At 61.6% G+C, this 23,669-nt stretch carries 20 protein-coding genes; 10 read left to right on the plus strand and 10 right to left on the minus strand.

Annotated elements, in window-relative coordinates; translation table 11 throughout:
• The first annotated feature begins 15 nt into the window (after positions 1 to 15).
• The 6 genes from KHO30_RS18360 (at position 16) to KHO30_RS18385 (ending at position 5,594) form a co-directional block, all read left to right on the plus strand.
• On the plus strand, positions 16 to 306 hold the full coding sequence (locus KHO30_RS18360; protein WP_007177123.1) for a co-chaperone GroES: 291 nt from the start codon (positions 16 to 18) through the stop codon (positions 304 to 306).
• A gap of 18 nt (positions 307 to 324) precedes the next feature.
• Positions 325 to 1,965, plus strand: coding sequence for a chaperonin GroEL (gene groL / locus KHO30_RS18365; RefSeq protein ID WP_093632401.1), 1,641 nt, complete (start codon positions 325 to 327; stop codon positions 1,963 to 1,965).
• Positions 1,966 to 2,353: 388 nt separating this feature from the next.
• Entirely contained in the window at positions 2,354 to 3,199 is an 846-nt protein-coding gene (locus tag KHO30_RS18370) for a transporter substrate-binding domain-containing protein (RefSeq protein WP_211701753.1), read from the plus strand.
• On the plus strand, positions 3,196 to 3,957 hold the full coding sequence (locus tag KHO30_RS18375; RefSeq protein WP_093632399.1) for an amino acid ABC transporter permease: 762 nt from the start codon (positions 3,196 to 3,198) through the stop codon (positions 3,955 to 3,957). The genes KHO30_RS18370 and KHO30_RS18375 overlap by 4 nt, the downstream gene beginning before the upstream one ends.
• Positions 3,947 to 4,753: an amino acid ABC transporter permease gene (locus KHO30_RS18380; RefSeq protein WP_211701754.1), complete on the plus strand. Its 807-nt coding sequence runs from the start codon at positions 3,947 to 3,949 to the stop codon at positions 4,751 to 4,753. The genes KHO30_RS18375 and KHO30_RS18380 overlap by 11 nt, the downstream gene beginning before the upstream one ends.
• Positions 4,740 to 5,594, plus strand: a complete 855-nt coding sequence (locus tag KHO30_RS18385) for an amino acid ABC transporter ATP-binding protein (RefSeq protein WP_211701755.1) — start codon at positions 4,740 to 4,742, stop codon at positions 5,592 to 5,594. Before KHO30_RS18380 ends, KHO30_RS18385 begins: the two co-directional genes overlap by 14 nt.
• A 119-nt stretch (positions 5,595 to 5,713) precedes the next feature.
• On the opposite strand, the gene KHO30_RS18390 is transcribed toward KHO30_RS18385, so the two are convergent.
• From KHO30_RS18390 to KHO30_RS18430, 9 genes are all read right to left on the minus strand, one after another.
• Positions 5,714 to 7,042 (minus strand): LLM class flavin-dependent oxidoreductase, encoded by a 1,329-nt coding sequence (locus tag KHO30_RS18390; RefSeq protein WP_093632393.1) that lies wholly within the window; start codon positions 7,040 to 7,042, stop codon positions 5,714 to 5,716.
• Positions 7,039 to 8,412, minus strand: coding sequence for an MmgE/PrpD family protein (locus tag KHO30_RS18395; RefSeq protein WP_211701756.1), 1,374 nt, complete (start codon positions 8,410 to 8,412; stop codon positions 7,039 to 7,041). The genes KHO30_RS18390 and KHO30_RS18395 overlap by 4 nt, the downstream gene beginning before the upstream one ends.
• Before the next feature lie 251 nt (positions 8,413 to 8,663).
• Positions 8,664 to 9,503, minus strand: a complete 840-nt coding sequence (locus tag KHO30_RS18400; RefSeq protein WP_211701757.1) for a CmcJ/NvfI family oxidoreductase — start codon at positions 9,501 to 9,503, stop codon at positions 8,664 to 8,666.
• A 135-nt stretch (positions 9,504 to 9,638) separates the two neighbouring features.
• Entirely contained in the window at positions 9,639 to 10,997 is a 1,359-nt protein-coding gene (locus KHO30_RS18405; protein ID WP_211701758.1) for an LLM class flavin-dependent oxidoreductase, read from the minus strand.
• A gap of 41 nt (positions 10,998 to 11,038) precedes the next feature.
• Positions 11,039 to 12,109, minus strand: a complete 1,071-nt coding sequence (locus tag KHO30_RS18410; protein ID WP_200565663.1) for a substrate-binding domain-containing protein — start codon at positions 12,107 to 12,109, stop codon at positions 11,039 to 11,041.
• Positions 12,110 to 12,156: 47 nt separating this feature from the next.
• Positions 12,157 to 13,539: an LLM class flavin-dependent oxidoreductase gene (locus KHO30_RS18415; protein WP_211701759.1), complete on the minus strand. Its 1,383-nt coding sequence runs from the start codon at positions 13,537 to 13,539 to the stop codon at positions 12,157 to 12,159.
• 31 nt (positions 13,540 to 13,570) lie between these two features.
• Positions 13,571 to 14,809, minus strand: coding sequence for an SfnB family sulfur acquisition oxidoreductase (locus tag KHO30_RS18420; RefSeq protein WP_211701760.1), 1,239 nt, complete (start codon positions 14,807 to 14,809; stop codon positions 13,571 to 13,573).
• 122 nt (positions 14,810 to 14,931) lie between these two features.
• Positions 14,932 to 15,987 (minus strand): ABC transporter permease, encoded by a 1,056-nt coding sequence (locus KHO30_RS18425; protein WP_211701761.1) that lies wholly within the window; start codon positions 15,985 to 15,987, stop codon positions 14,932 to 14,934.
• Positions 15,984 to 17,498 (minus strand): sugar ABC transporter ATP-binding protein, encoded by a 1,515-nt coding sequence (locus KHO30_RS18430; RefSeq protein WP_244864072.1) that lies wholly within the window; start codon positions 17,496 to 17,498, stop codon positions 15,984 to 15,986. Before KHO30_RS18430 ends, KHO30_RS18425 begins: the two co-directional genes overlap by 4 nt.
• A 366-nt stretch (positions 17,499 to 17,864) precedes the next feature.
• Between KHO30_RS18430 and KHO30_RS18435 the strand changes: the two genes are divergently transcribed.
• Positions 17,865 to 19,220 (plus strand): LLM class flavin-dependent oxidoreductase, encoded by a 1,356-nt coding sequence (locus KHO30_RS18435; RefSeq protein WP_211701763.1) that lies wholly within the window; start codon positions 17,865 to 17,867, stop codon positions 19,218 to 19,220.
• Positions 19,221 to 19,330: 110 nt separating this feature from the next.
• On the opposite strand, the gene KHO30_RS18440 is transcribed toward KHO30_RS18435, so the two are convergent.
• Entirely contained in the window at positions 19,331 to 20,659 is a 1,329-nt protein-coding gene (locus KHO30_RS18440) for an LLM class flavin-dependent oxidoreductase (protein ID WP_211701764.1), read from the minus strand.
• A gap of 241 nt (positions 20,660 to 20,900) precedes the next feature.
• On the opposite strand from KHO30_RS18440, the gene KHO30_RS18445 reads away from it, so the two are divergent.
• The 3 genes from KHO30_RS18445 to KHO30_RS18455 are packed head-to-tail and all read left to right on the plus strand — an operon-like array spanning position 20,901 to position 23,665.
• Positions 20,901 to 21,680, plus strand: a complete 780-nt coding sequence (locus KHO30_RS18445) for a GntR family transcriptional regulator (RefSeq protein ID WP_211701765.1) — start codon at positions 20,901 to 20,903, stop codon at positions 21,678 to 21,680.
• The gene (locus tag KHO30_RS18450; protein WP_211701766.1) at positions 21,677 to 23,410 is read left to right on the plus strand and encodes a fumarate reductase/succinate dehydrogenase flavoprotein subunit; all 1,734 of its coding nucleotides are present in this window, start codon (positions 21,677 to 21,679) and stop codon (positions 23,408 to 23,410) included. Before KHO30_RS18445 ends, KHO30_RS18450 begins: the two co-directional genes overlap by 4 nt.
• 9 nt (positions 23,411 to 23,419) lie before the next feature.
• Positions 23,420 to 23,665 carry a 4Fe-4S dicluster domain-containing protein gene (locus KHO30_RS18455; protein WP_054040025.1) on the plus strand — a complete coding sequence of 82 codons (246 nt, stop codon included), beginning with the start codon at positions 23,420 to 23,422 and terminating at the stop codon, positions 23,663 to 23,665.
• The last annotated feature ends 4 nt before the right edge of the window (positions 23,666 to 23,669 follow it).

A 23,669-nucleotide genomic window follows, 5' to 3' on the forward strand; every position in this document is an offset into this window, starting at 1 on the left:
CGCGGAAGTCGAACCATGAGCCTACGTCCCTTGCATGACCGCTTGATCGTCAAGCGCCTCGACCAGGAAACCAAAACTGCTTCAGGCATCGTCATTCCGGAAAGCGCCGCCGAAAAGCCAGACCAGGGCGAAGTGATCGCCATTGGGCCGGGCAAGCGCGATAGCGACGGCAAACGCATCGAGCCCGACCTGAAAGTCGGCGAGCGCGTGCTGTTCGGCAAGTACGCCGGCCAGTCGGTCAAAGTCGACGGCAACGAACTGCTCGTGCTGCGCGAAGAAGATGTCGTCGCAGTCGTCACGCAATAACGAACGGAGCATCAAACCATGGCAGCAAAAGAAATTATTTTTAGTGACGTCGCCCGCTCGAAACTCGTAGAAGGCGTCAACATTCTGGCCAACGCGGTCAAGGTCACGCTCGGTCCGAAGGGCCGCAATGTCGTGCTGGAACGCAGCTTCGGCTCGCCGGTGGTGACGAAAGACGGCGTCTCGGTCGCCAAGGAAATCGAATTGCCGGACCGCGTGCAGAACATCGGCGCGCAACTCGTGAAGGAAGTCGCCTCGCGCACCAGCGACGCCGCCGGCGACGGCACCACCACCGCAACCGTGCTCGCACAAGCCATCGTGCGTGAAGGCCAGAAATATGTCGCGGCAGGTCTCAACCCGTTGGACCTGAAACGCGGCATCGACAAAGCGGTGATCGCCGCGATCGACGAGCTGAAGAAGATCAGCAAGCCGACCACGACCAGCAAGGAAATCGCTCAGGTCGCAACGATCTCGGCCAACGGCGAAGAGTCGATCGGCCAGCGTATCGCCGAAGCGATCGACCGGGTCGGCAAGGAAGGCGTCATTACCGTGGAAGACGGCAAGTCGCTCGACGATGAACTCGACGTGGTGGAAGGTCTGCAATTCGATCGTGGCTACCTGTCGCCGTATTTCATCAACGATCAGGATAAGCAGGTTGCCGTGCTCGATAACCCGTTCGTGCTGCTGCACGACAAGAAGGTGTCGAATATCCGCGATCTGCTGCCGATTCTGGAGCAGGTCGCCAAAGCCGGCCGCCCGCTTCTGATCATCGCGGAAGACGTGGAAGGCGAAGCGCTGGCTACGCTCGTGGTCAACAACATTCGCGGCATTCTGAAGACCGTCGCGGTCAAGGCGCCGGGCTTCGGCGACCGCCGCAAGGCCCTGCTCGAAGACATCGCGATTCTGACCGGCGGTCAGGTGATCGCTGAAGAGACCGGCCTGACGCTCGAGAAAGCGACACTGGCGGAACTCGGTCAAGCCAAACGCATCGAGGTGGGCAAGGAGAACACCACGGTTATCGACGGCGCCGGCGACAGCAAGAACATCGAAGCGCGTGTGAAGCAGATCCGCACACAGATCGAGGAAGCAAGCTCCGACTACGACCGCGAAAAACTGCAGGAACGTGTGGCGAAGCTGGCGGGCGGCGTGGCGGTCATCAAGGTGGGCGGCGCGACCGAGATCGAGGTCAAGGAAAAGAAAGACCGTGTCGACGACGCGCTGCACGCCACGCGCGCTGCGGTCGAAGAAGGTATCGTGCCGGGCGGCGGTGTTGCGCTGATCCGCGTGAAGCAGGCCATCAGCGGACTCAGAGGCGTGAACGCCGATCAGGATGCGGGCATCAAGATCGTGCTGCGCGCGCTGGAAGAACCGCTGCGCCAGATCGTGACGAACGCCGGTGAAGAAGCCAGCGTGGTGGTCGCGAAAGTGGCCGAAGGTACGGGCAACTTCGGCTACAACGCACAGACCGGCCAATACGGCGACCTCGTGGAATCGGGCGTGCTCGATCCGACCAAGGTCACGCGCACGGCGCTGCAAAACGCGGCCTCGGTTGCGGGTCTGCTGTTGACCACCGACGCCACCGTTCATGAAGCACCGAAGGATGCGCCGGCAGCCGGCCAGCCGGGCGGTCCGGGCGCAGGTGGGCCGGGACTGGATTTCTGATTCAGAAGAGCATCAACGCGCTAGCCGCACAAACACGCCGGCATGCTTTCCAAAAGCATGCCGGCGTGCCGCAACAGGCAGCAAACGTATCAGCCGGATATAGCGCGGTACACACAACCGGTGGATCGCCGGTCAAATTAGCCCGTCAAATCCGCCACAACATCCATTTCTCCGCTTCAACAACGCTCACGTCTGCATAAATGCGCGAATCAGATAACGGTATGAAAAATCCTTGGTTCTTTCCGGCGTCACACATGCCGAGAATAGGCAGTCCCGAATCGCATCCTGTATTTCTCCTCCGGCGAGTCATGGTGGCCTCATAGCAACGACGTCACACCGATCGGCCGGAGCGATATCAGGATCCAACCTGACTTCCGCCTACTCTTTCATGTTCAGCCGACCGACCCGCCCCACCCTCCAGCGCGCCTTGCGCGCCGTGACGCTTTTTGCAGCATTGGGCGCCAGTGCCGCCCACGCCGATACGACACTCGATCGGATTCATCAGCGGCACAAGATCGTCATCGGCGTGATCCTGTCGGGGCCGCCGTTCGGCTCGCTGGACCCGGCCACCCAGAAACCGCTCGGCTTTAATATCGATCTCGCGAACGACGTCGCGAAACGACTCGGCGTCGACGTGGAATTGACGCCGGTCCAACCGTCGAACCGCGTGCAGTTCCTGCAGCAAGGCAAGGTCGATGCCCTGATCGCCAACATGGAAGTCACCAAGGAGCGCGCGGAACTCTTCTCCTATCCGCCAACCCCGTTTGAGGAAATCGGCGGCGCGCTGATTACCCGCAAGGACAGCGGCATCAAGACCTGGAACGACGTGCGCGGCAAGCCCGTCTGCGTCTCGCAGGGCAGCAACTATACGAAACCGCTTGCCGAAGAATATGGCGCACAGGTCAAGGCATTCCGCGGCCAGCCGGAGTCGCTGCTCGCGCTGCGCGGTAATAACTGCGTCGCCGCGGTTCACGTTGCCCCTACGCTACGCTTGCTCGTCGCACGCAATCCGGACTGGAAGGACTACACGATTCCCGTATCGAACGAGTTGATTCCGTCGCCGTCGGTGATCTGGGTTCGCAAGGGTGAAACGGATACGCAGAGCGCGCTCGAAAAAATCGTGCAGGACTGGCATCGCAGCGGCTGGCTGATCGACGTCGAGCACAAGAACGGCATGCAGCCCTCGCAGGCCGTGCTCGATCTGCATACGAAGTACAAGGCGCAAGGTGCATGAGCGAGTCGACGCAAGTGCTCTCGCACGCCGCAACTAGCGTGGTCGATGCGATCAGCAGGATCGGGCTGAACTACAGTTTCGTGCTCGCGCCTGATGAACTCGCGTCGTTCCTGCACGGCATGCTGGTCACGCTGGAACTCTCGCTCGTGACGGCGCTCGGCAGTCTGGGCGCCGGTGTGGCGTTGGCGGCGTTACTCACCTCACAGCGTCCGGCGCTCGCGCGCCCCGCTCGCGTGTTCGTCGAGATCACGCGCAATACGCCGACGCTCGTGCAGTTGTTCTGCGCCTTTCTGGTGATCAACATGCTGCTCAGCGAGGCGCTGCGTAATCTGGGCGGCAATCCGCTGACGCCGTTCATCTGGAGCGCGATCGTCATCTCGCTGCACAAAGGCGCGTTTCATGCCGAAGCCCTGCGCGCCGGTATCGAAGCCGTGCCGCGCACCACACTCGAAGCGGCCCAGTCGCTCGGTTTCAGCCGCCGCCAGCGCCTTTGGAGCGTGCAGTTGCCGCTCGCGCTGCGCTATGCACTCCCCGCGCTCGTTAACAACATGGTCGACCTGGTCAAGATGACCACGGTTGCCTCCGCAATCGCCGTCGGCGACATCACGTATGCATCGATCATGATCTGGACGCAGCGCGACAACGTGCTCGAGTTGATGATCCTGATCCTGCTGTTCTTCGGCGCACTGACCTTTGCGATCAATCGCGCGGGACGCTGGCTCGAAGTTCGTCTGAGGATGCCCGGCTATGGCCACTGAATCCATCACCGTGCCCGCGCGGGACGGACGCTACCGTTCCCTCTTTGCGTTTGCCAGCGTAGTCGGCGTCGCCGCGCTGCTGGCGCTCGCCGAACACGAGATCGCGCATGGCCCAAGCTATCCCGCACTCGCCGCCCTCATCACGTGGGCACCGGCGCTCGGCAAATCTTTGTGGGTCAACATCGAAATCAGCCTGCTTGCCGTCGCGCTCGGCACACTCGCCGGTCTTGCGCTCGGCCCCTTGCTGCTGTCGCCGATCCGGGGCGTCCGGCTGATTGTTCGCAGCTATGTGCAGGTGTTTCGAAACGCCCCCCTGCTGGTGCTGATCTATTTTTCGACCTACGTATTCCCTTTCGAAATCGCACTCGGTCAACACATCGTGCCGTTTCCCGACTGGTTCAAGGTCACGCTCGGTCTCGCGCTGCCTGCCAGCGCCAACTTCGCCGAGATCTTCCGCGGCGCAATCCAGTCGATTCCTCATGCACAGTGGGATGCGGCACGTTCGCTTGCGTTCAGCCGAAGCCAGGTGTTCCGTTGGATCATCCTGCCGCAATGCGTGAAGCGGATGCTGCCGCCGTGGATGAACCTGTACGCGAGCATCACGATGGCGACCGCGCTCGCTTCGCTGGTGGGTGTGCACGATTTGCTGGACACCGCGCAGGTGGCGAGCAATACCGTGGCGCGCGCGGATTTCACGGTCCTCGTCTATTTCACCGTGCTCGGCCTGTTCTTCGCTTACTGCTACCCGATCGCGCGCTTCACCCGCCTTCTTGAGAAACGCTATGCTTTCAGCTGATGTCTCGCTCGCTCCCGCAGCCGCTGCGGGTCCGCGCCCTCTGGTCCGCTTGCGCGACGTGCATCTGTCATTCGGCGCGACGCCGGTGCTCAAGGGCATCGACCTCGACGTGTTCCGCGGCCAGGCCGTGTCGATCATCGGACCATCCGGGTCGGGCAAGTCGACGATTTTGCGCTGCATTACGGGACTATTGCGTCCCCAGTACGGCGAGATCGAAGTCGACGGCACCCGCGTCGATCAGCTCGCCTCTGAACGCGACGAGATCGAACTACGCAAGCGCGTCGGCTTCGTGTTCCAGCAATACAACCTGTTTCCGCATCTGAGCGTATTGGACAATCTGCTTGTCGCGCCGGTTCGGATCCTGGGGCGCGACAAAGCCGACGCCACTCGCACCGCTTACGATCTGCTGAAGAAGGTCCGCCTCGAGAACAAGGCGCACGCTTACCCGGGTGAACTGTCAGGCGGTCAGCAACAGCGCGTGGCGATTGCACGCGCGCTCGCAATGCAGCCGGATCTGATCCTCTTCGACGAGGTGACCTCGGCGCTGGATCCGGAGACCGTGGGCGAAGTGCTGACCGTGATCCGCGATCTGGTGAGGGACGGCATGACCTGCGTGCTCGTCACGCACGAGATGCGCTTTGCCGAGGAAGTCAGCGATGCGGTGTATTTCACCGAGGCCGGTGTGATTGTCGAACACGGTCCGGCTAACGCGCTATTCCGTGCGCCGGTCAGTCCGCGTACGCGTGAGTTTCTGGCGCATACGCCGTCTGCGCCGGAGACTGTTCATGCGGTGCCACCCCGCACATCGCTGGCACTGGATCTGCGCCACTTCGCGATCTAGGCGATCTCGAACGATCCGCACCTGCCAGTACGGCGCGAATCGGGATGCAAGCTTGAAAAAAAAGCGGCGTCTGCTGAGCAGACGCCGCTTTTTACTTTCCGCCTTTTACTTCTTGTATCTCACTGCCCCGCATAGCGGCTCACAGGCCGCTGCAAACCGAGGTGATCACGCAGAGTAGTGCCGCTATATTCAGTGCGGAATAACCCACGCCGCTGCAATTCCGGCACGACGAGTTCGACAAAATCGTCGAGGCCACCCGGGAAATACGGCGGCATGATATTGAAACCGTCGGCCGCTTCGCCCGTGAACCACTCTTCGAGCGCATCCGCCACTTGCACAGGCGTGCCCCATACGATGCGGTGTCCACGCGCGCCGGCCACCAGGTAGTACAGCTCGCGCAAAGTCAGATTCTCGCGGCGTGCGAGATCGGTCAGCAGTTTGGCGCGACTCTTCAACTGATCGGATTCGGGCAACTCCGGCAAAGGACCATCGAGCGGATACTTCGACACGTCATGCCCCAACCGGTCGGACAACAGTGACAACGCACCCGATGTATCGGTCCATTCCTGCAACTGCGCGTATTTGTCTTTCGCTTCCTGCTCCGTCCTGCCGATGACAGGAAACACGCCCGGCATCACGTGCAACTGCTGGCCCTCACGGCCGAATTTCGGCAAGCGGCCTTTCAGATCGCGATAGAAGACCTGCGCTTCTTCGATAGTCTGCTGCGCGGTAAACACCACTTCCGCCGTGCGCGCGGCCAGGTCCTGCCCCGGGCCGGACGAGCCGGCCTGGATCACCACAGGATGCCCCTGTGGCGGACGCGACGCATTCAACGGACCTTTGACGGCGAAGAACTGCCCCTTGTGATCCAGCGTATGCACCTTGGCGGGATCGAAGTAGACGCCACTCGCCTTGTCCTTGAGCACCGCGTCGTCATCCCAGCTGTCCCACAGCCCCTTGACGACGTCGACGAATTCACCCGCCATTTCATAGCGCAGCGCGTGATCCGGATGATTGCCACGTGTAAAGTTCGCGGCCGTGCGGTCGTACGAAGTCGTCACGACGTTCCACGCTGCGCGTCCGCTACTCAGATGATCCAGCGACGCAAACGCGCGTGCGACGTGATACGGCTCGCTATATGTGGTCGACGCAGTGGCGGCGAGACCGATGTGGCGCGTGCCCATGGCGAGCGCCGACAGCAGGCACAGCGGCTCGAGCCGCATCGCCATCGACGGATGCGCATCGGGGCCGCTGGTGAGACCGTCGGCGAGAAAGACCATGTCGAATTTCGCACGCTCGGCGGTCTGCGTGATGCGCTGCATCAACGCCAGATTCTCGCTGCCAGCCTGCGCGTCAGGATGCCGCCAGCCGGCGACGTGGTGTCCCGCACCCTGAATGAAGAGCCCGAGACGCATTTGCCTGCGGGTACTGCTGTTATTCGTGCTCATACGTGGATCTGTGCGAAGACATTGAAAAGGGACGCGAGGTCGGCGGTGCTCTGCATCGTGTCGATATGCGCGGGGATGAACGCGAGACGTTCGTCGTGACCGGTCGCGTCCGCGAATTTCGCGGCCAGATCCGTCGCGCTGTAGAGACGGTCTGTCTTATGGCTCAGTACCGTCCCGTTGCGCAATGCGATTTCGACGGTCGAGAAACGCGTGGCCGGATCGGTCGACGCGCGCGCGGCGCTTTCATCGTGGCGGCTTGCCACGCGCCGTGCGAGCGCGATCAGGTCGTCGCGCACTGGCACATCGGCAAATGTGGCCACACTGGGCGAACCATCCGTCAGCGCGGCCGCAACTGCGTAAGCGACACTGAAACGCGCTTCAAGTCCGGTCGAAGGCAAATGTCTGGAAAGCGGTGTGTCGCCGCCGGGCGGAAATATCACCGTCACCTCGGCAATGTCGTCCGGCGTGAGACGGTGTGTGTCGCGCAACGTCAATGCGGCATGCACGGCGTAGTGCGTCGCCGTGCAGCATGCCCACGGCTTGAAGTACAAACCCGGGGCTGCGATTTGCCACGGTGCGCCCCAGCCGTCGAGCACGCGTTCGGGTTGCGCTGCGCCGCCGCTGAACACGGCGAAAAAGCCGACCGGTCCGTCCAGCGCTTCAGGCGAGCCCTGCAGTCCCGCTGCCGCGAGCTCGGCGGCGAATAAACCGGCGCGGGCGGCAAGCCCGGCATGCAAGGGTTTCGCTTCGCTGCCGAACTGCAGTCGTAAGCCGGCGGATTGTGTGGCGGCAAGACCCAGCGCGTTCTCAATGGCGGCGGCATCGAGTTTCAGCAGATAAGACGCAGCGACTGCCGCACCAAGCGCGCCCAACGTCGCGGTGTTGTGAAAGCCCTGCTCGTAGTGCCGGCTGCCGAGAGCAAGGCCGAGGCGCGCCATCGTTTCGACGCCGACGACGTAGGCGTCGAGCAGGTCGAGCGCGCTGCTGCCGCGTGTTTGCGCCAGCGCGAACAGCGCGGGCAGCAAGACCGTCGCAGGATGTCCTCTTACGCTGCTGTGCACATCGTCGTAATCGAGTGCGTGCCCCGCGTAACCGTTTAGCAACGCAGCCTGCTGCGCCGATGCACGGGTGCTGCTGCCGATCACCGAGGCTTCGCCGCGCGAGTCGTTGGCGCTGACTGACAGGAGTTTTTGATAGCCGCTGTCGCTCGCGCCGGCAAAGGCGGCAGCGAGAAAGTCGAGAATGCCGCGTCTTGCGGCGGCAATGGCGTCGGCGTCGCGGGACGGCGACGCCTGAGCGATCGCGGCGGCCAGCCGTCGTGTCACGCCGGTGGCCTGCTGGCCGGCGTCGGATGCATGGAGGCTTGACATGTCGAAGGCGTGAGAGCTGTGAAAACGCACCGGGCAAGCGTTACGCTCACCTCGTTCGACGAAAAACAAAAGCAGCGTCGAGCAAAGAAGTAAGGCAACGACCCAAACGCCGCATGCTAACCAAACGCTGCGTCACAAACAAACAAGAATTCACGCTTTCGATATTGCAGATTCTGCGATGCTGCAGCAGACGCGTCCTGCTATCGGCCGCCCCGTATTTCACGGCATGCCGGCGCGTTCAACGCCGGCGCTCAAAAGAACAACAGCGTGCGCAATTCGATGCTCCGGCGCGGCGGCGCATCGGCCGGCGACGTGGGATCGTCGAATGCCGTATGGGCCGTGAGACGCGCGATTCCGTCGCCCGCCGAATCGTAAATCTTCAGCAGCAGGAATTCATCGGGCGACATCTGCGGAAAGAAGTACCAACGGTGCCGCGGATTGAAGACCAACGCATACGTCTCGCCGACCTTGTCGGGATAAACCAGATCCGATGCGACCAGATCGTTGAGCGTGATGCTGCGCGAATCGCATAGCGCGAGCGGTGACGATTGCACAGTTTCTCCGATCGGACGCCACAGATTGACGATTGCCACACGGCCTTGCAGCAAGCGCTCCGCTTCACCGGTCGGCAGATGATCGCGCACCCGGCGCGGCCCCGACACGAACGTCTGGTCGTTATGGATGTACTTGACGGGCTCCCTCACGCCATCGTTGCGCTCAGGATTGCCGTCACGCAGCGTATGATCGAACACAACCACTCGGCGAGCACCAGTGGCCTGTTTCAGCAATTGCTCAGCTTCGCGATAGTAGACAGATTCGATCTTTGCCGGATCGGAGAAATCGCTCAGCACGCTAGCGTGCCGATGCAGTTCGAAGCCGTTACGATCGAGCGACAACGCGCCAGGCGGTGGCGCGACGCGGGCATTCGAAATGCTCACCCGATGCGGCCGGTACACGCCACTGCGCTTCGGCACACCCGGCGGCGGTTCGTATTGGTACGAGACCGGCTTCTCGCCAGTGAACTCGAGGTAGTTCAAGTCTGCCTCGACCGTCGCGGCAGACACCGTTGCATCGATGACGATATCGCTCATGTTCGCATCCTCATCACGTTGAAACGATTCGCTGAACGGCCGCAGCACGCAACGCGCGGCGGCGGTAGACGCATGCATCTATCGCTTCAGCGTAGGCGACGACTGCGCCGGGAGGAAATAACGAATCATGGAAAGTTATGCGCCGGATTGAAGTACGGAAGAATGGCGGCTTCTCGGCCGCCGCAATCCGAGGTTCTCTCGCAGCGTGCGCCCTTCATAGTCCTCGCGAAACAACCCACGTCGCCGCAACTCCGGCAATACCAGTTCGACGAAATCGGTCAGACCCTCCGGCAGTACCGGCGGCATCACGTTGAAACCGTCGGCGGCGTGATTCACAAAACGCTCTTCGAGTTGATCGACAATCTGCGCCGGCGTGCCGACGAGTTGCCAATGGCCGCGCGCACCCGCAACCCGCAAATACAGCTGGCGGATCGTGAGGTTCTCGCGGCGAGCCAGTTCGATCGTCAACACCTGACGGCTCTTGCTCGCATTCGTTTCGGGTAGCTCAGGGATCGGCCCGTCGAGTGGATAGTCCGAGAGGTCGAACCCGCCGGTCAGTCCGGATACGAGCGCAAGTCCCACCTTCGGATCGACAAGCGACTGCAACTGCTCGAACTTCTCTTTCGCCTCGGTTTCGGTGCGGCCCACGATCGGGAACACGCCCGGCATGATCTTCAGATCGTCCGGATGACGGCCGTACACCGCCATGCGTCCCTTCACGTCAGCGTAAAAGTCCGCCGCGTCCTGCAGCGTTTGCTGCGCCGTGAAAATCACCTCGGCCGTTTTCGCTGCGAGGTCCCGGCCGGCTTCGGACGACCCCGCCTGCACGACGATCGGATGCCCCTGCGGAGAACGTGCAACGTTCAGCGGCCCCTTGACCTGAAAGAAGCGTCCCTTGTGATCCAGCACGTGCCGTTTGGCGGGGTCGAAGAAACGCCCTTCAGCTTTGTTGCGGACGAACGCGTCGTCCTCCCAGCTGTCCCACAGACCTGCTGTGACTTCCGCGAATTCAGCGGCGCGGGCATAACGCTCGGCGTGATCGAAATGTTTGTCACGGTTGAAGTTCTTCGCTTCGTGCTCGCTCGACGAAGTGACCAGATTCCAACCCGCACGTCCTCCGCTAATGTGATCGAGCGAGGCGAACTTGCGGGCAATGTGATACGGCTCGTTGAAGCTCGTCGAGGCTGTGCCGACCAGACCGATACGCTCAGTCACGGCCGCCAGCGCCGACAGCAATGTGATCGGTTCGAACTGCGCCACGTAGCTGTGCGCCGTGCGGCTCAGAAAGTCGACGTTGTCGCCGCGTGTCCCCACGCCGTCGGCGAGAAAGATCAGATCGAATTTCGCGGCCTCGGCCGCTTGTGCGAGCCGGACGTAGTGGCGAAAGTTCACGCCGGCGTCCGCCTGCGCCTCGGGATGTCGCCACGCCGCGATGTGGTGTCCGGCAGGGTAAAGGAAAGCGCCGAGGCGCAGGTGTCCGCTACGTTTGCTCATGGAAATCCAAAGGAAATGATTGACGGTGCGGCCTCTGACGCTCAGTCCGCTGCCGGGATCCACGCAGCCGTCGCAGCATCGCTCGAACGAAATGCCGGGAATTTATCGCCGAGCTCGGCAATCGTCTTGATGTTGTTCTTCACCAGATCGTCGCGCGTGATCAGCGTCGGCTTGACGACAATCCGGTGCTCGGGCGTCTGCCCAGCGAGAAGCAAGGCCGCGGCCCGTACGGACACCGCACCCACCACCGCGGGATTCGTCGCCGCCGTCGCCACCCACGCGCTATTCGGCGCGCGAATCGCCTCGATGTCGGAGGTCGAAATATCGGCGCTGTAAATGCGTAGTTTCGACGACAGGTTCGCCTCGTCAGCAGCGAGCTTCGCACCACGCGCGAATTCGTCGTAGGGCGCGAACACCACACGAATCTCGGGATGCGCACGATAGGCCGCAGCAGCCTGGTTGGCCACCGACTGCGCGATCGGATTGTCCACCGTGCCCCAGCGCGCCTTCTCCTGAACCTTCGGATGAGCAGCCTTGAAGTCACGCCATACCGCATCGCGCCGGTCAAGCGGTGCGAAACCCGCTACATACACATACCCAGCGGCAAAGGTATCTCCGTTATCCTTCACCGCCTGATCGAGCAGCAGCGCTGCCAGATCCCGATCGCTCTGCTCGATCTGGGGTACCTTCGGATTGCCCAGGTCGACGTCGAACGCCACGACCTTGATGCCCTTATCCAAGGCACGCTGCACGACGTCCTTGAGCGATTCGGGCAAACCGTGATTCACGATAATTGCCGATACGCCGAGGCTGATCGCTTGCTGAATCTGTTCACGTTGTTCGGCCGCATCCTGACGGCCTTCGTAGATGCGTAGATCGATGCCGAGTGCTTTGGCCTGCTTTTGCGCACCGGCTTCATAAGCCTGGAAGAAATCACCCGTCGACAGATAGTTGACGAGCGCGATCTTCACACCGCCCTTGTCGAACGGTGCGGGCGCGCCTTTGAGCGGTGCTGCGTGCGCTGCGGCGCCTGCAAGCATCGTGGCCGCCGCCAGGGCGAGTGTGCGAAACGTAAGGCTCACATCCAGCTTGCGACGAAGAAACGATTTCATCAATGATCTCCAACCTGTTAGTCGATGTTTTATGAGTAAGCGGGGTGCTAGCCGGCATGGGCCGGCGTGTGCGTGCGGTAGGCCGCGCCGGGATGCGGTTCAGCCAATCGCGGACCACCGCCATGCAACTTTTCGCGCAGCGTGCCGTTGGTGTAGTCGGTCTTGTAGACGCCTCGTCGCTGCAACTCAGGCACGACCAGGTCGACGAAATCCGCGAAGCTCTCGTGGGTCAACGCATAAGCGAGATTGAATCCGTCGACGTCGGTCTCCTCGACCCACGACTGCAACTCGTCGGCGATCTCCTGCGGGCTTCCCACTGAAAGCGGTCCTAGTCCCCCTATGCCGCCCCACTTCGCAATCTCACGCACGGTCCACACTCGTGTCGGATCCGCGCTCGATAAAGCCTCTACGGCCGATTGCACCGCGTTGCTCTCGATATAGCGCAGCGGTTCGTCGAGGTCGTACTTCGACAGATCGATGCCGGTCCACCCCGACATCAGCGCGAGCGCGCCCTCGTCGCTTGTATAGCGGCGATAGTCGGCGTGCTTCGCGTGTGCATCCGCTGACGTCTTGCCTGTGATCACCGTGTGCAGGTTGAAAATCAGCACGTCGTGCGGATCGCGTCCGAACGACTTCACGCGTGCCCGGATATCGGCGACGAAATTCTTCAGGATCGTGCGTGACGGTGCAGCGATAAAAATGCACTCGGCGTGCTGCGCGGCGAAGTCCTTACCGCGCTTCGAGGCGCCTGCCTGGTAGAGCACGGGCGTGCGCTGAGGCGACGGCTCGCAGAGATGAATGCCCGGTACGTCGAAATACTGCCCACGGTGGTTGATGGGATGAACCTTCGACGGTTCGGTGAAGACCTTCCGCACAGCATCGCGCACCACGGCGTCGTCTTCCCACGACGCTTCCCACAGTTTGTAGCAAACCTCGAGATATTCCTCGGCAAGCGAATAGCGCTCGTCGTGATTGGCCTGCGCCGGCAAGCCGACATTGCGTGCGGCGCTGTCCAGGTATGACGTGACGATATTCCAGCCAACCCGGCCGTTCGTCAGATGGTCGAGCGTGGACATGCGCCGTGCAAACGGATACGGGTGCTCATAAGAGAGCGAGCAGGTCACGCCGAAGCCGAGATGCTCGGTCACGTTCGCCATCGCCGAGACGAGCAACACGGGATCGTTGACCGGGACTTGCGCGGCCTGGCGAATCGCGGCTTCCCCGTTGCCGTTGAAGACATCGTAGATACCCAGCACGTCGGCGATGAAAAGACCGTCGAACTTGCCGCGCTCGAGCAGTTTCGCGAGGTCGGTCCAGTAATCGATTTGCTTGTAACGCCACGACGTGTCGCGTGGATGCGCCCATAAGCCTGGCGACTGATGCCCGACGCAGTTCATGTCGAATGCGTTAAGGCGGATTTCTCTGGCCATGATCGGGTTCGGTTAAGGATTGCGGCTGGCGTCAATTCCAGGGATGACGTGCCGGCTTGGCGCCGTTCAGATAGTAGTTACCGACCAGGTGATATTTCCAGCGCACCGGATCATGCAGCGTATGCACACGCGCGTTGCGCCAGTGCCTGTCGAGATTGTGTTCACCGAGTGTCGACTGGGTGCCTGCGAGTTCGAACAGTTTTTCGCCTGCCAGCAAGGCGATTTCCGTCGTCAATACTTTCGCTTCGCCCACGGCAACCGATGCGCGCGCCACGTCGTCTTCGGTTGTTTCGGCCTTCGTGGCGATTTCGTCGATCACGCGCGCGGCGCGTTCGAGCAAGGCCTCGGCAGCGTGCAACTGGATATGCAAATGACCGATCTCCCGCACGGTCAGCGGATCGTCACTCGCACGCTCGACCCCGCTGTCGATCCACGGCCGCGAGCGCGAGCGCACGAACGTCAGCGTGTCGTCCAGCGCCGCCTTCGCGATGCCTGCATCGATCGCGGCCTGGATGATTTGTGAAATCGGACCGTTGAGCGTTGGAAAATCGGACACGCGATGCGCCGGCAACACATGCGAGGCCGGCACGCGTACGCTCTCCAACACGACTGTGCCGCTTGCCGTAGTGCGTTGACCGAAGCCCGACCAGTCGTCGATCACGGTCAGCCCCGGTGTGCCCTTCGGAATATAGGCGAGCCAGCCTTTGCGTTCGCTATCGAGACCCAGCACGGGGACGAAGTCGGCGAACAGCGCGCCGGTCGAATAGAATTTGGTGCCCTGTACGACGTAATCGCCGCCATCCCGCGTCACGCTCGTCTTCAGATCGAGAACGTTCTTTGTGCCCTTCTCCGAGAAGCCGTTGCCGAAACGCTTGCCGCCCAGCACCTGCGCGAAGAAGTATTTCTTCTGCTCCTCCGAGCCGGTTAGCGCGATCACGTCGACCAGGCCGAAGTGATTCTGCGGTAGCTGCCCGAGCGACGGATCCGCTGCTGCAATGATCTTGATGACTTCAGTCAACGTAACGAACGACACGCCCGCTCCGCCGTAAGCCTTCGGTACCGTGATGGCCCATAGCCCGGATTGCGAGAACCACTCGATCTCCTCGTGGGGCAAGCGGCGTTCGGTATCGCGTGCGGCAGCTCCTTGCGCGAGGCGGCCTGCAAGCTCGTGCGCAACAGCAATGGCCTGCGCGTCATCGGCGATCACACGGACCGCATGTCTACTCTCGTCGCGAATATTCGATGAAGCTGCTTCGCCAAACTCTGCCATAGGAATCTCCGCTTGAATGACTGTTCGCTCAATCTATCAGCGGACATCGCGTGCGCAAACTGAACGATTCGGCAATCGATATTCCTTCGGATGGCAAACGACATTTCGGCGACTCAGTGGCCTCAGCCGCGTGAGTCCGCTGGCCGTCCAACACTGAACGTAAACGCCAGCGCAAGGACCAGCAACACACCTTTGATGAAATCCTGCATGTAGTAAGGTGCATTCAGCATGGTCAGACCGTTGAGTAGCACGCCGACAAACACCGCGCCTACTACGGTGCCGAACACATTAGGCCGCTTCGCGCCCCACACTGCATAACCCATCAGCGCAGCCGCCACGGCGTCGAGCAGCAGGGAATGTCCGGCACTGACGTCGCCTCGCCCGACACGCGCGGCGATCAACACGCCGCCCAAAGACGCAATCGCCCCCGAGGCGACATAGGCCGCGATCCGGTAGCGGGCCGTAGGCGCACCCGCCAGCCGCGCGGCCGTCTCATTGCCGCCGATCGCGTAGACCACGCGTCCCCAGCGCGTCGTCTCCATGACGATGCAGGCGAGCACCGTCAACGCAATGAGAATCAGGACCGGCAACGGCACGACATCGAAAAGACGCAGACGTCCCAACGCCAGAAACGCGCCGGAGAACATTCCGCTTGCCTCCGTGCCATCGGGCAACACGGTTCCGGTTGCAAGCGAGCGGCCGCCCGTCGGAATCAGTTGCAGACCGGCAAGCAGGAACAGAGTGCCGAGCGTCGCCAATTGGTCCGGCACCCGCAGCCGCGTGATCAACAAGCCGTTGAACAGGCCAGCCGCGACGCCGAGTGCCACGCATGCGGCCACGGCCGCCAGCGCGCTGCCATGCCAGACGATCAGCACATAGCTCGCTGCCATCTGAGCCGAAGCAGCCACGCTGCCCACCGAGAGATCGAAGCCTCCCGCCGCCAACGTGATCGTCACGCCAATGCCAAGCAACGCCACGATCGATACCGCTTGGAGAATGCTGAACAGATTGTCGATGTTCAGAAAGGCGGGTTCCCTGATGGCGAACACGGCAATCAGAACTGCCAGCACGAGCAGGATGCCGGTGCGCTCCAGGTGATCGCGCAAACTACGCCACGCTGACTGCGTCCGTTGGTCGGATGCCACGTCGCCGGGAATTGAAGGGGTAAGGTGTTTCATGAATGAAGTTCAGAGCTCGCGTCATGGAATGGTTGAACAGTTGGGCGCTCAAGCGTCGCACGATCGAACCGCACGACGCGATCGGCAATCTCCAAGGCCTCTTCGAGGTCGCTGACGAACACGATCGTCGCGCGTTCATGGGCATGCCGCCGCAAGGTATCAACGATATCGGCGCGCGCGCCGGCGTCGACGCCCTGAAATGGTTCGTCGAGCAACAACAGCCGCGCGCGTTCTACATGCCAGCGCGCAAGGACGACTTTCTGCTGATTGCCGCCGGATAAACGCGTCAGGCGATCGTCGGGGCCGGTGCAGCGAATGCCGAAGGTTCTGATCGCGTCGGTCGCGGCATCGCGCTCTGCGGCTTCGCGTACCACGCCGCGCCTGAACCAGCTCGACAGAAACGGAAAACTGAGCGTCCCCGCAATCGATGCGAACGGCACGCTGTCGGGAAACAACGAGGTGCGCCAACGATCCTCGCCGGCGAGAAAGACGCCCGCGCGAATCGAATCGGCTGGAGAACGAGGACGCCATGGTTTGCCGTCGAGCACCATCTGACCACTGCTCGCACGTGCCGCACCGAAAATTGTTCTTGCGAAACGCGATTTGCCGCCACCCACCGGCCCTGCTATCGCCACGATCTCGCCGCGCTGCACGTCGAGGTCGAATGAGCGGCTTGTCGGCGTCAGTTGAAAATCGCGCACGCTGAAACAGGGTTCGAGCGAGGCTGCGTCTTTCTCATCCTGAGTTCGAGCTTGTGGCAGAGGCCGTCCAATCATCGTCTCGACGGCAGCGTCGAAATCGATTGGCGGGTGCAGATCGGCGACGAGATGTCCGTCGCGCACGATCGCTACCCGGTCCGCCATGCGCCGCAGATCACCCAGCCGATGTGAGACCAACAGGATAGCGACGCCCTCCTCGCGTAATGGCTCGAGGCGCTGGAACAGCCGCTCCGCTTCTACAGCAGACAGACTGGCGGTGGGCTCATCGAGAATCAGTAGCTTGGGGCGCGAAGCCAGCGCGCGCGCCAGCGTCACGAGCTGCTGACTCGCGAGCGAGAGCGACCCGAGCGGCGCCGACAGATCGACATCCAGTCCGACCCGCTCGGCAAGCGGCCTCGCAGCCTCACGGCGTGCCGCCGGCGGCACGCGCCAGGGCGATGCCGGATCGCACAAGCGGTCGAGCAGCAGGTTGTCCGCAATCGACAGTGCCGGTACAACCGCGTCTGCAATCGACTGATGCACCGTGGCAATGCCGAGTTGTTTAGCGGCTTGGGGCGAAGCCGGTCGATACGGCTTGCCCAGCAGCGTCAAGGTCCCGCCATCGGGCGCATACACGCCGCTTAAGATCTTGACGAGCGTCGACTTGCCCGCGCCGTTGGCGCCCATCAACGCGACGACTTCGCCGGGATGGATCGAGAAATCGAGGTTGGATAGCGCGACGGTTGCACCAAAACGCTTCGTGAGCGTGGAGGCAGTCAGGATCGGCTCGCTTGAACGCGGAAGCTTTTCCATACGATCGGGATGCGGTGAACGGGTCAAGTTAATGGCGGCCTTCATATACCCGAATTGAGCGAGGCGAACGTTTCATTGTTCTCTGGTGGGCTCGACAAATGCGGCAAACGGGACGCATTGCGTACCGTCACCCAGAAACGATTGTCTGCCTAGGCGGGACTCGCGGAAAACCAATTTGTTCTGATATGCAAAGCGTCGCGCATGGCGAACCGCCGCCCGAAAGCGACTTAGCCTGCGCTTAGTCTTCGCCGGCATATCGATGCCAGAATTCATTCGTGGTCTCGAACGATCCGCTATTCGACAATGGGCAAATCGGTCAGAGCGTTCGTCCGTTCGTTGCTGGCTGCTTCCGCATTCGAAAAGACCATGAGAACCGACACGCCGCGCCAGCTTCATCTGAACGTCAATATCCTCCACTCCGGTTTTGTCCCTTCCGCATGGCGTACGCTCGAAGCTGATCCGCGCGCCTTCGTCGATATCGCCCACTACGTTCGTGTGGCGCAGATTGCCGAGGCGGCGAAATTCGATGCCGTGTTTCTCGCGGATAACGCCTCGATTGCCGATCAGATTGACTTCCGCCCGATCACCGCGTTGGAGCCGACCGTGTTGCTCGCCGGCATTGCTGCGGCCACGACGCATATCGGCGTAATCGGCACGGCATCGACGAGCTATAACGAGCCGTACAACATCGCGCGCCGCTTTGCGACGCTCGATCAGCTCAGTGCAGGCCGAGCCGGCTGGAACATCGTGACGACCGCCGACCTCGGCTCAGCGCGCAATTTCGGCCGCGAGGCGGTGCCGGATCATGCGCAACGCTACGAGCGCGCAGCCGAATTCACGGAGGTGGTGAAGGCGCTGTGGGATAGCTGGGAAGACGACGCCTTTATCGGCGACAAGGCGAGCGGCCGCTTCATCGACACCACGAAGGTGCATCGCATCGATCATCGCGGCAAATACTTCAGTGTCGATGGTCCGTTCAACTTGCCGCGTAGTGCACAGGGGCACCCCGTGCTGATTCAGGCAGGCGGATCAGCTAACGGACGCGAACTCGCGGCCCGGCACGCGGAAGCCGTGTTCTCAGCATCGCAATCATTCGACGAAGCCGCCGCCTACGCGCGCGAACTGAAGTCTCGCGCCGCGGCGTGGGGACGTGGCAACAACGCAATTCGCGTGCTACCCGGACTCACCACCATAATCGGCGCAACCGAAGCCGAGGCCCTGCGCCGCCGCGATGAACTGGTCGATCTGATTCCATGGACCTATAGCCTCACCCGACTGGCGGGCATCTTGGGCATTAGCGTCGACCGGTTGAAACTCGACGAGCGCCTGCCGGACGATCTCTCATTGCCCGGCAACGGCAATGGCAATCACACGTTCTTCAACGCCACGCTCGCACAGGCGCGGACCCACGGATACACGGCGCGGCAATTGATCCGCGCGCTTGCGGGCGGCGGCGGACATCGTGTCGTCGTCGGCACGCCGGAACAGATCGCCGACGATATCGAACACTGGTTCAAAGGCGGCGCTGCTGACGGTTTCAATCTGATGCCGGATGTTCTGCCGGGTGGCTTGCAGGACTTCGCCGACGGTGTGGTTCCGCTTTTGCAACAACGTGGTCTTTTCCGTACCGAGTACGAGGGCAGCACGCTGCGTGAACACTTCCGATTGCGACGGCCTGTCAGTCGCCACTTGCATCCACGGGAAGCGGCCGCTACCGCGTAAGCGCTCTTTTTCAACACGCTGCATACTCGGACCGGCGAACACGCGACTGAGATTCCGGGCGTTACCTCGGCGCGTAAACGCGCCGTGAAGTAAGCCAATTTGTAGTCCGGTCATTTCACCCGAGCGAAAAAGCGGTTCTCAGGCCGAGGCAATCCCAGATTCTCGCGCAGCGTTGCGCCTTCGTATTCGCGCCGGAACAAACCGCGCTTCTGCAACTCGGGAATGACCTTGTCCACGAAGTCGTCAAGACCGCCCGGCAGATACGGGAACATCACGTTGAACCCGTCTGAGCCCTCTTCCACCAGCCATTGCTCCATCTGATCGGCAATCATTTTCGCCGTACCCACCATCTCGAGCCCCGAGTATCCGCCGATGCGTTGAGCGAGTTGCCGAATCGTCAGCCCGTCGCGCTGCGCCCATTCGACCACCCGCTGCCGCGCTGTCCGGCTCGCATTGGTTTCGGGAATCTCGGGCAACGGGCCGTCCGGATCGAATCCGGACACGTCATGCCCCAATGCAATCGACAACGACGCGATGCCGCTCTCGTAGTGCACGAACGTATCGAGCCGCGCACGTGTTTCCAGCGCCTCTTCCAGGGTATCGCCGACAACCACGAAGGCGGCCGGCAGGATCTTCATGTGATCGCGTTCACGCCCGAGTTTTTCCATCCGGCCCTTCACGTCGGCATAGAAACGCTTGCCGTCAGCCAGCAGGGTTTGCGCGGTGAACACCACCTCGGCGGTTTCCGCAGCAATCTGGCGTCCTGCTTCCGACGATCCGGCCTGCACGATGACGGGCCATCCCTGAACGGGGCGCGCAATATTCAACGGGCCGCGCACCGAGAAGTTCTCGCTCTTGTAGTTCAGCACATGCAGTTTCTCCGGATCGAAGAAGGTGCCGGTTTCGGTATCGCGGATAAAGGCATCGTCTGCCCAACTGTCCCAGAGGCCGGTGACCACGTCGAAGAACTCGCGGGCGCGCCGATACCGCTCGTCGTGTTCGACATGCTCGTCGAGACCGAAATTGAGCGCGGCGTCGGGGTTCGACGTCGTCACGAGATTCCATCCCGCGCGGCCGCCGCTGATATGGTCGAGCGAGGCAAACCGTCTTGCGACGTGATACGGCGCGTCGAATGTAGTGGACGCCGTGGCGATAAGCCCCAGCCGTTCCGTGACCGCCGCCAGCGCGGGCAGCAGCGTCAACGGTTCGAACGACGTAACCGTATGGCTATGCTTGAGCGCGTCCAGCGGCATGTTGAGCACCGCGAGGTGATCCGCCATGAAGAAGGCGTCGAAACGGCCGCGCTCGAGCGTCTGCGCGAAGCGTTTCAGGTGCGCAAAATTGAAGTTGGCGTCGGGATAAGCGCCGGGATAGCGCCATGCGCCGGTGTGTATTGTCGTCGGACGCATGAAGGCGCCGAGGCGAAGCTGACGTGACATGTAGCAAGCTCCATCGCAAACAGGTCGGGCCAGTTTAATCGTCCTTCGCCGACGCTGCTTGCGCCCGCCCACCACTCGGTAACCGCCCGCCGAACACGCTGCACCGGGGCTCCGGCGCTATCGGACACACCAAAAGCTGTTCCGCAGAAATGCAAAGCACAAAATCTTCGTTCGCCCCTCCGGGCTCCCTCACTAGACTGTGATTCAACTTGTCATAACAAGTACAGACAACCCACAGATCATGCAGAAACCCAACCCGGCCAACGTGCTGCCTCTTTCCGTCCCGCCGCTCTATGAGCAGATAAAGACTGCTCTGCGCTCGCGCATTCTCGACGGCACGTATGCGGCCGATTCGCAGATGCCGTCTGAAAACGACCTCTGCGCGATGTTCAACGTCAGCCGTATTACCGTGCGGCAAGCGCTCGGCGATCTGCAAAAAGAAGGCCTCGTTTTCAAACTGCACGGCAAGGGCACCTTTGTCTCCAAGCCGAAAGCCTTCCAGAACGTCAGCGCGCTGCAAGGCTTCGCCGAAGCGATGTCGTCGATGAGCTATGAGATCGTCAACCAGCTCAAACATATCCGCTTCATTCCTGCCACCACGCACATTGCAAGCCGGCTTCAACTGCCCGAGGGCGCGAAGGTCGCGGAAATCCAGCGCGTGCGGATGCTCAATCGCGAGCCGGTGTCGCTCGAAATCACGTGGGTGCCGGAAGCGTTAGGCAAACGCCTCTCAAACGCGGATCTCGTCACGCGCGACATCTTCCTGATTCTCGAGAACGACTGCGCCGTGCCGCTCGGCCACGCCGACGTCTCCATCGACGCGATTCTCGCCGACGATGAAATCGTCGAAGCATTGAACGTCGAAGAAGGCAGCCCGGTGCTGCGCATCGAACGTCTGACGCATAGCGCGGACGGCACACCGATCGATTACGAATACCTCTATTTCCGCGGCGACGCGTTTCAGTACCGCTTTCGCATCGACCGCCAGAAAGAGAAGAAGACCACAAGGAAGACGAAATGAATACGCACGTGATCGAGTACGACCTGGTCGTCGTGGGAGGTGGCACCGCCGGTCCGATGGCTGCCGTCAAAGCAAAAGAACAGAATCCGAATCTGAAGGTACTGCTACTGGAAAAGGCCAACGTGAAACGCAGCGGCGCGATTTCGATGGGCATGGACGGGTTGAATAACGCCATCATCCCGGGCCACGCCACGCCCGAGCAGTACACCAAGGAAATCACCATCGCCAACGACGGCATCGTCGATCAGGCCGCCGTCTACGCCTACGCCCAGCACAGTTTCAAGACCATCGAAGAACTCGATCGCTGGGGCGTGAAGTTCGAAAAAGATGGCACAGGTGACTATGCGGTCAAGAAAGTGCATCACATGGGCTCCTACGTTCTGCCGATGCCGGAAGGCCATGACATCAAGAAAGTGCTCTACCGGCAACTCAAACGCGCGCGCATTGCGATCACCAATCGCATCGTTGTCACGCGCGTTCTGACCGATGCACAAGGGCGCGCTTGCGGCGTGTTGGGCTTCGATTGCCGTACGGCGGATTTCTACGTGGTGCGCGCGAAGGCCGTCATTCTCAGCTGCGGGGCGGCAGGACGGCTCGGTTTGCCGTCCTCGGGCTATCTGATGGGCACCTACGAGAACCCCACCAACGCCGGCGACGGCTACGCGATGGCTTATCACGCTGGTGCAGCGCTAGCGAACCTCGAGTGCTTCCAGATCAACCCTCTGATCAAGGACTACAACGGCCCCGCCTGCGCCTATGTGACGGGCCCCCTCGGCGGCTTCACCGCCAACGGCAAGGGCGAACGTTTTATCGAATGCGATTACTGGAGCGGCCAGATGATGTGGGAGTTCTATCAGGAACTCCAAAGCGGTAACGGGCCGGTATTTCTGAAGCTCGACCATCTTGCCGAAGAAACCATTCAAACCATCGAGCAGATTCTGCACACGAATGAGCGCCCGAGCCGGGGACGCTTTCACGCGGGACGTGGCACCGATTACCGGCAGCAGATGATCGAGATGCACATCTCGGAGATCGGCTTTTGCAGCGGCCATAGCGCATCCGGCGTCTACGTGAACGAGCGCGCGGAGACCACGGTGGCCGGTCTCTACGCCGCCGGCGACATGGCCGCGGTACCGCACAACTACATGCTCGGCGCGTTCACCTACGGCTGGTTCGCGGGGCAGAACGCGGCGCAATACGTCGAGGGTCGTGAGCATGCAGCGCTCGATAACGAGCAGATCGAAACCGAACGGGAGCGAATCTATGCGCCGCTCGAACGGGAGACAGGGCTTGCGCCGGCGCAAGTCGAATACAAGCTGCGCCGCATGGTGAATGATTATCTCCAGCCGCCGAAGGTCACGCGCAAGATGGAAATCGGCCTGCAACGTTTCGCGGAAATCGCCACCGACATCGACCAGATCAAAGCCGACAATCCGCACGAGCTGATGCGCGCCGCGGAAGTACGGGCGATTCGCGATTGCGCCGAAATGGCGGCACACGCGTCGCTGTATCGCACGGAAAGCCGCTGGGGGCTGTACCACCATCGCGTCGATTATCCGCAGCGTGACGACGCGGAGTGGTTCTGCCACACGCATCTGAAGAAAGACGCAGCGGGTCGCATGGTCAGCGAAAAACGTGCCGTCGAACCGTACGTGGTGCCGCTCGACGACCACGAGAGTCACGCCTATCAGAACCTGCGCATCGGCGAGCCCGCGCTGGCCGACGCTTGAGGAGCCACCATGTCTACGACACCGCACAACATTTTCCAGCGCAGCGCCGCGCCGGTCACGATCGACGAAGACAAATGCATCGCCGACAAGGGCTGCACAGTCTGCGTGGATGTGTGCCCGCTCGACCTGCTCGCGATCGACCTGAGCAAAGGCAAGGCGTACATGAAGTTCGACGAATGCTGGTACTGCATGCCGTGCGAGAAGGATTGCCCGACCGACGCGGTCAGGGTCGACATTCCTTATCTGCTGCGCTAATTCA

This window comes from Paraburkholderia aspalathi (genome assembly GCF_905220735.1).
Lineage (GTDB): Bacteria > Pseudomonadota > Gammaproteobacteria > Burkholderiales > Burkholderiaceae > Paraburkholderia > Paraburkholderia aspalathi.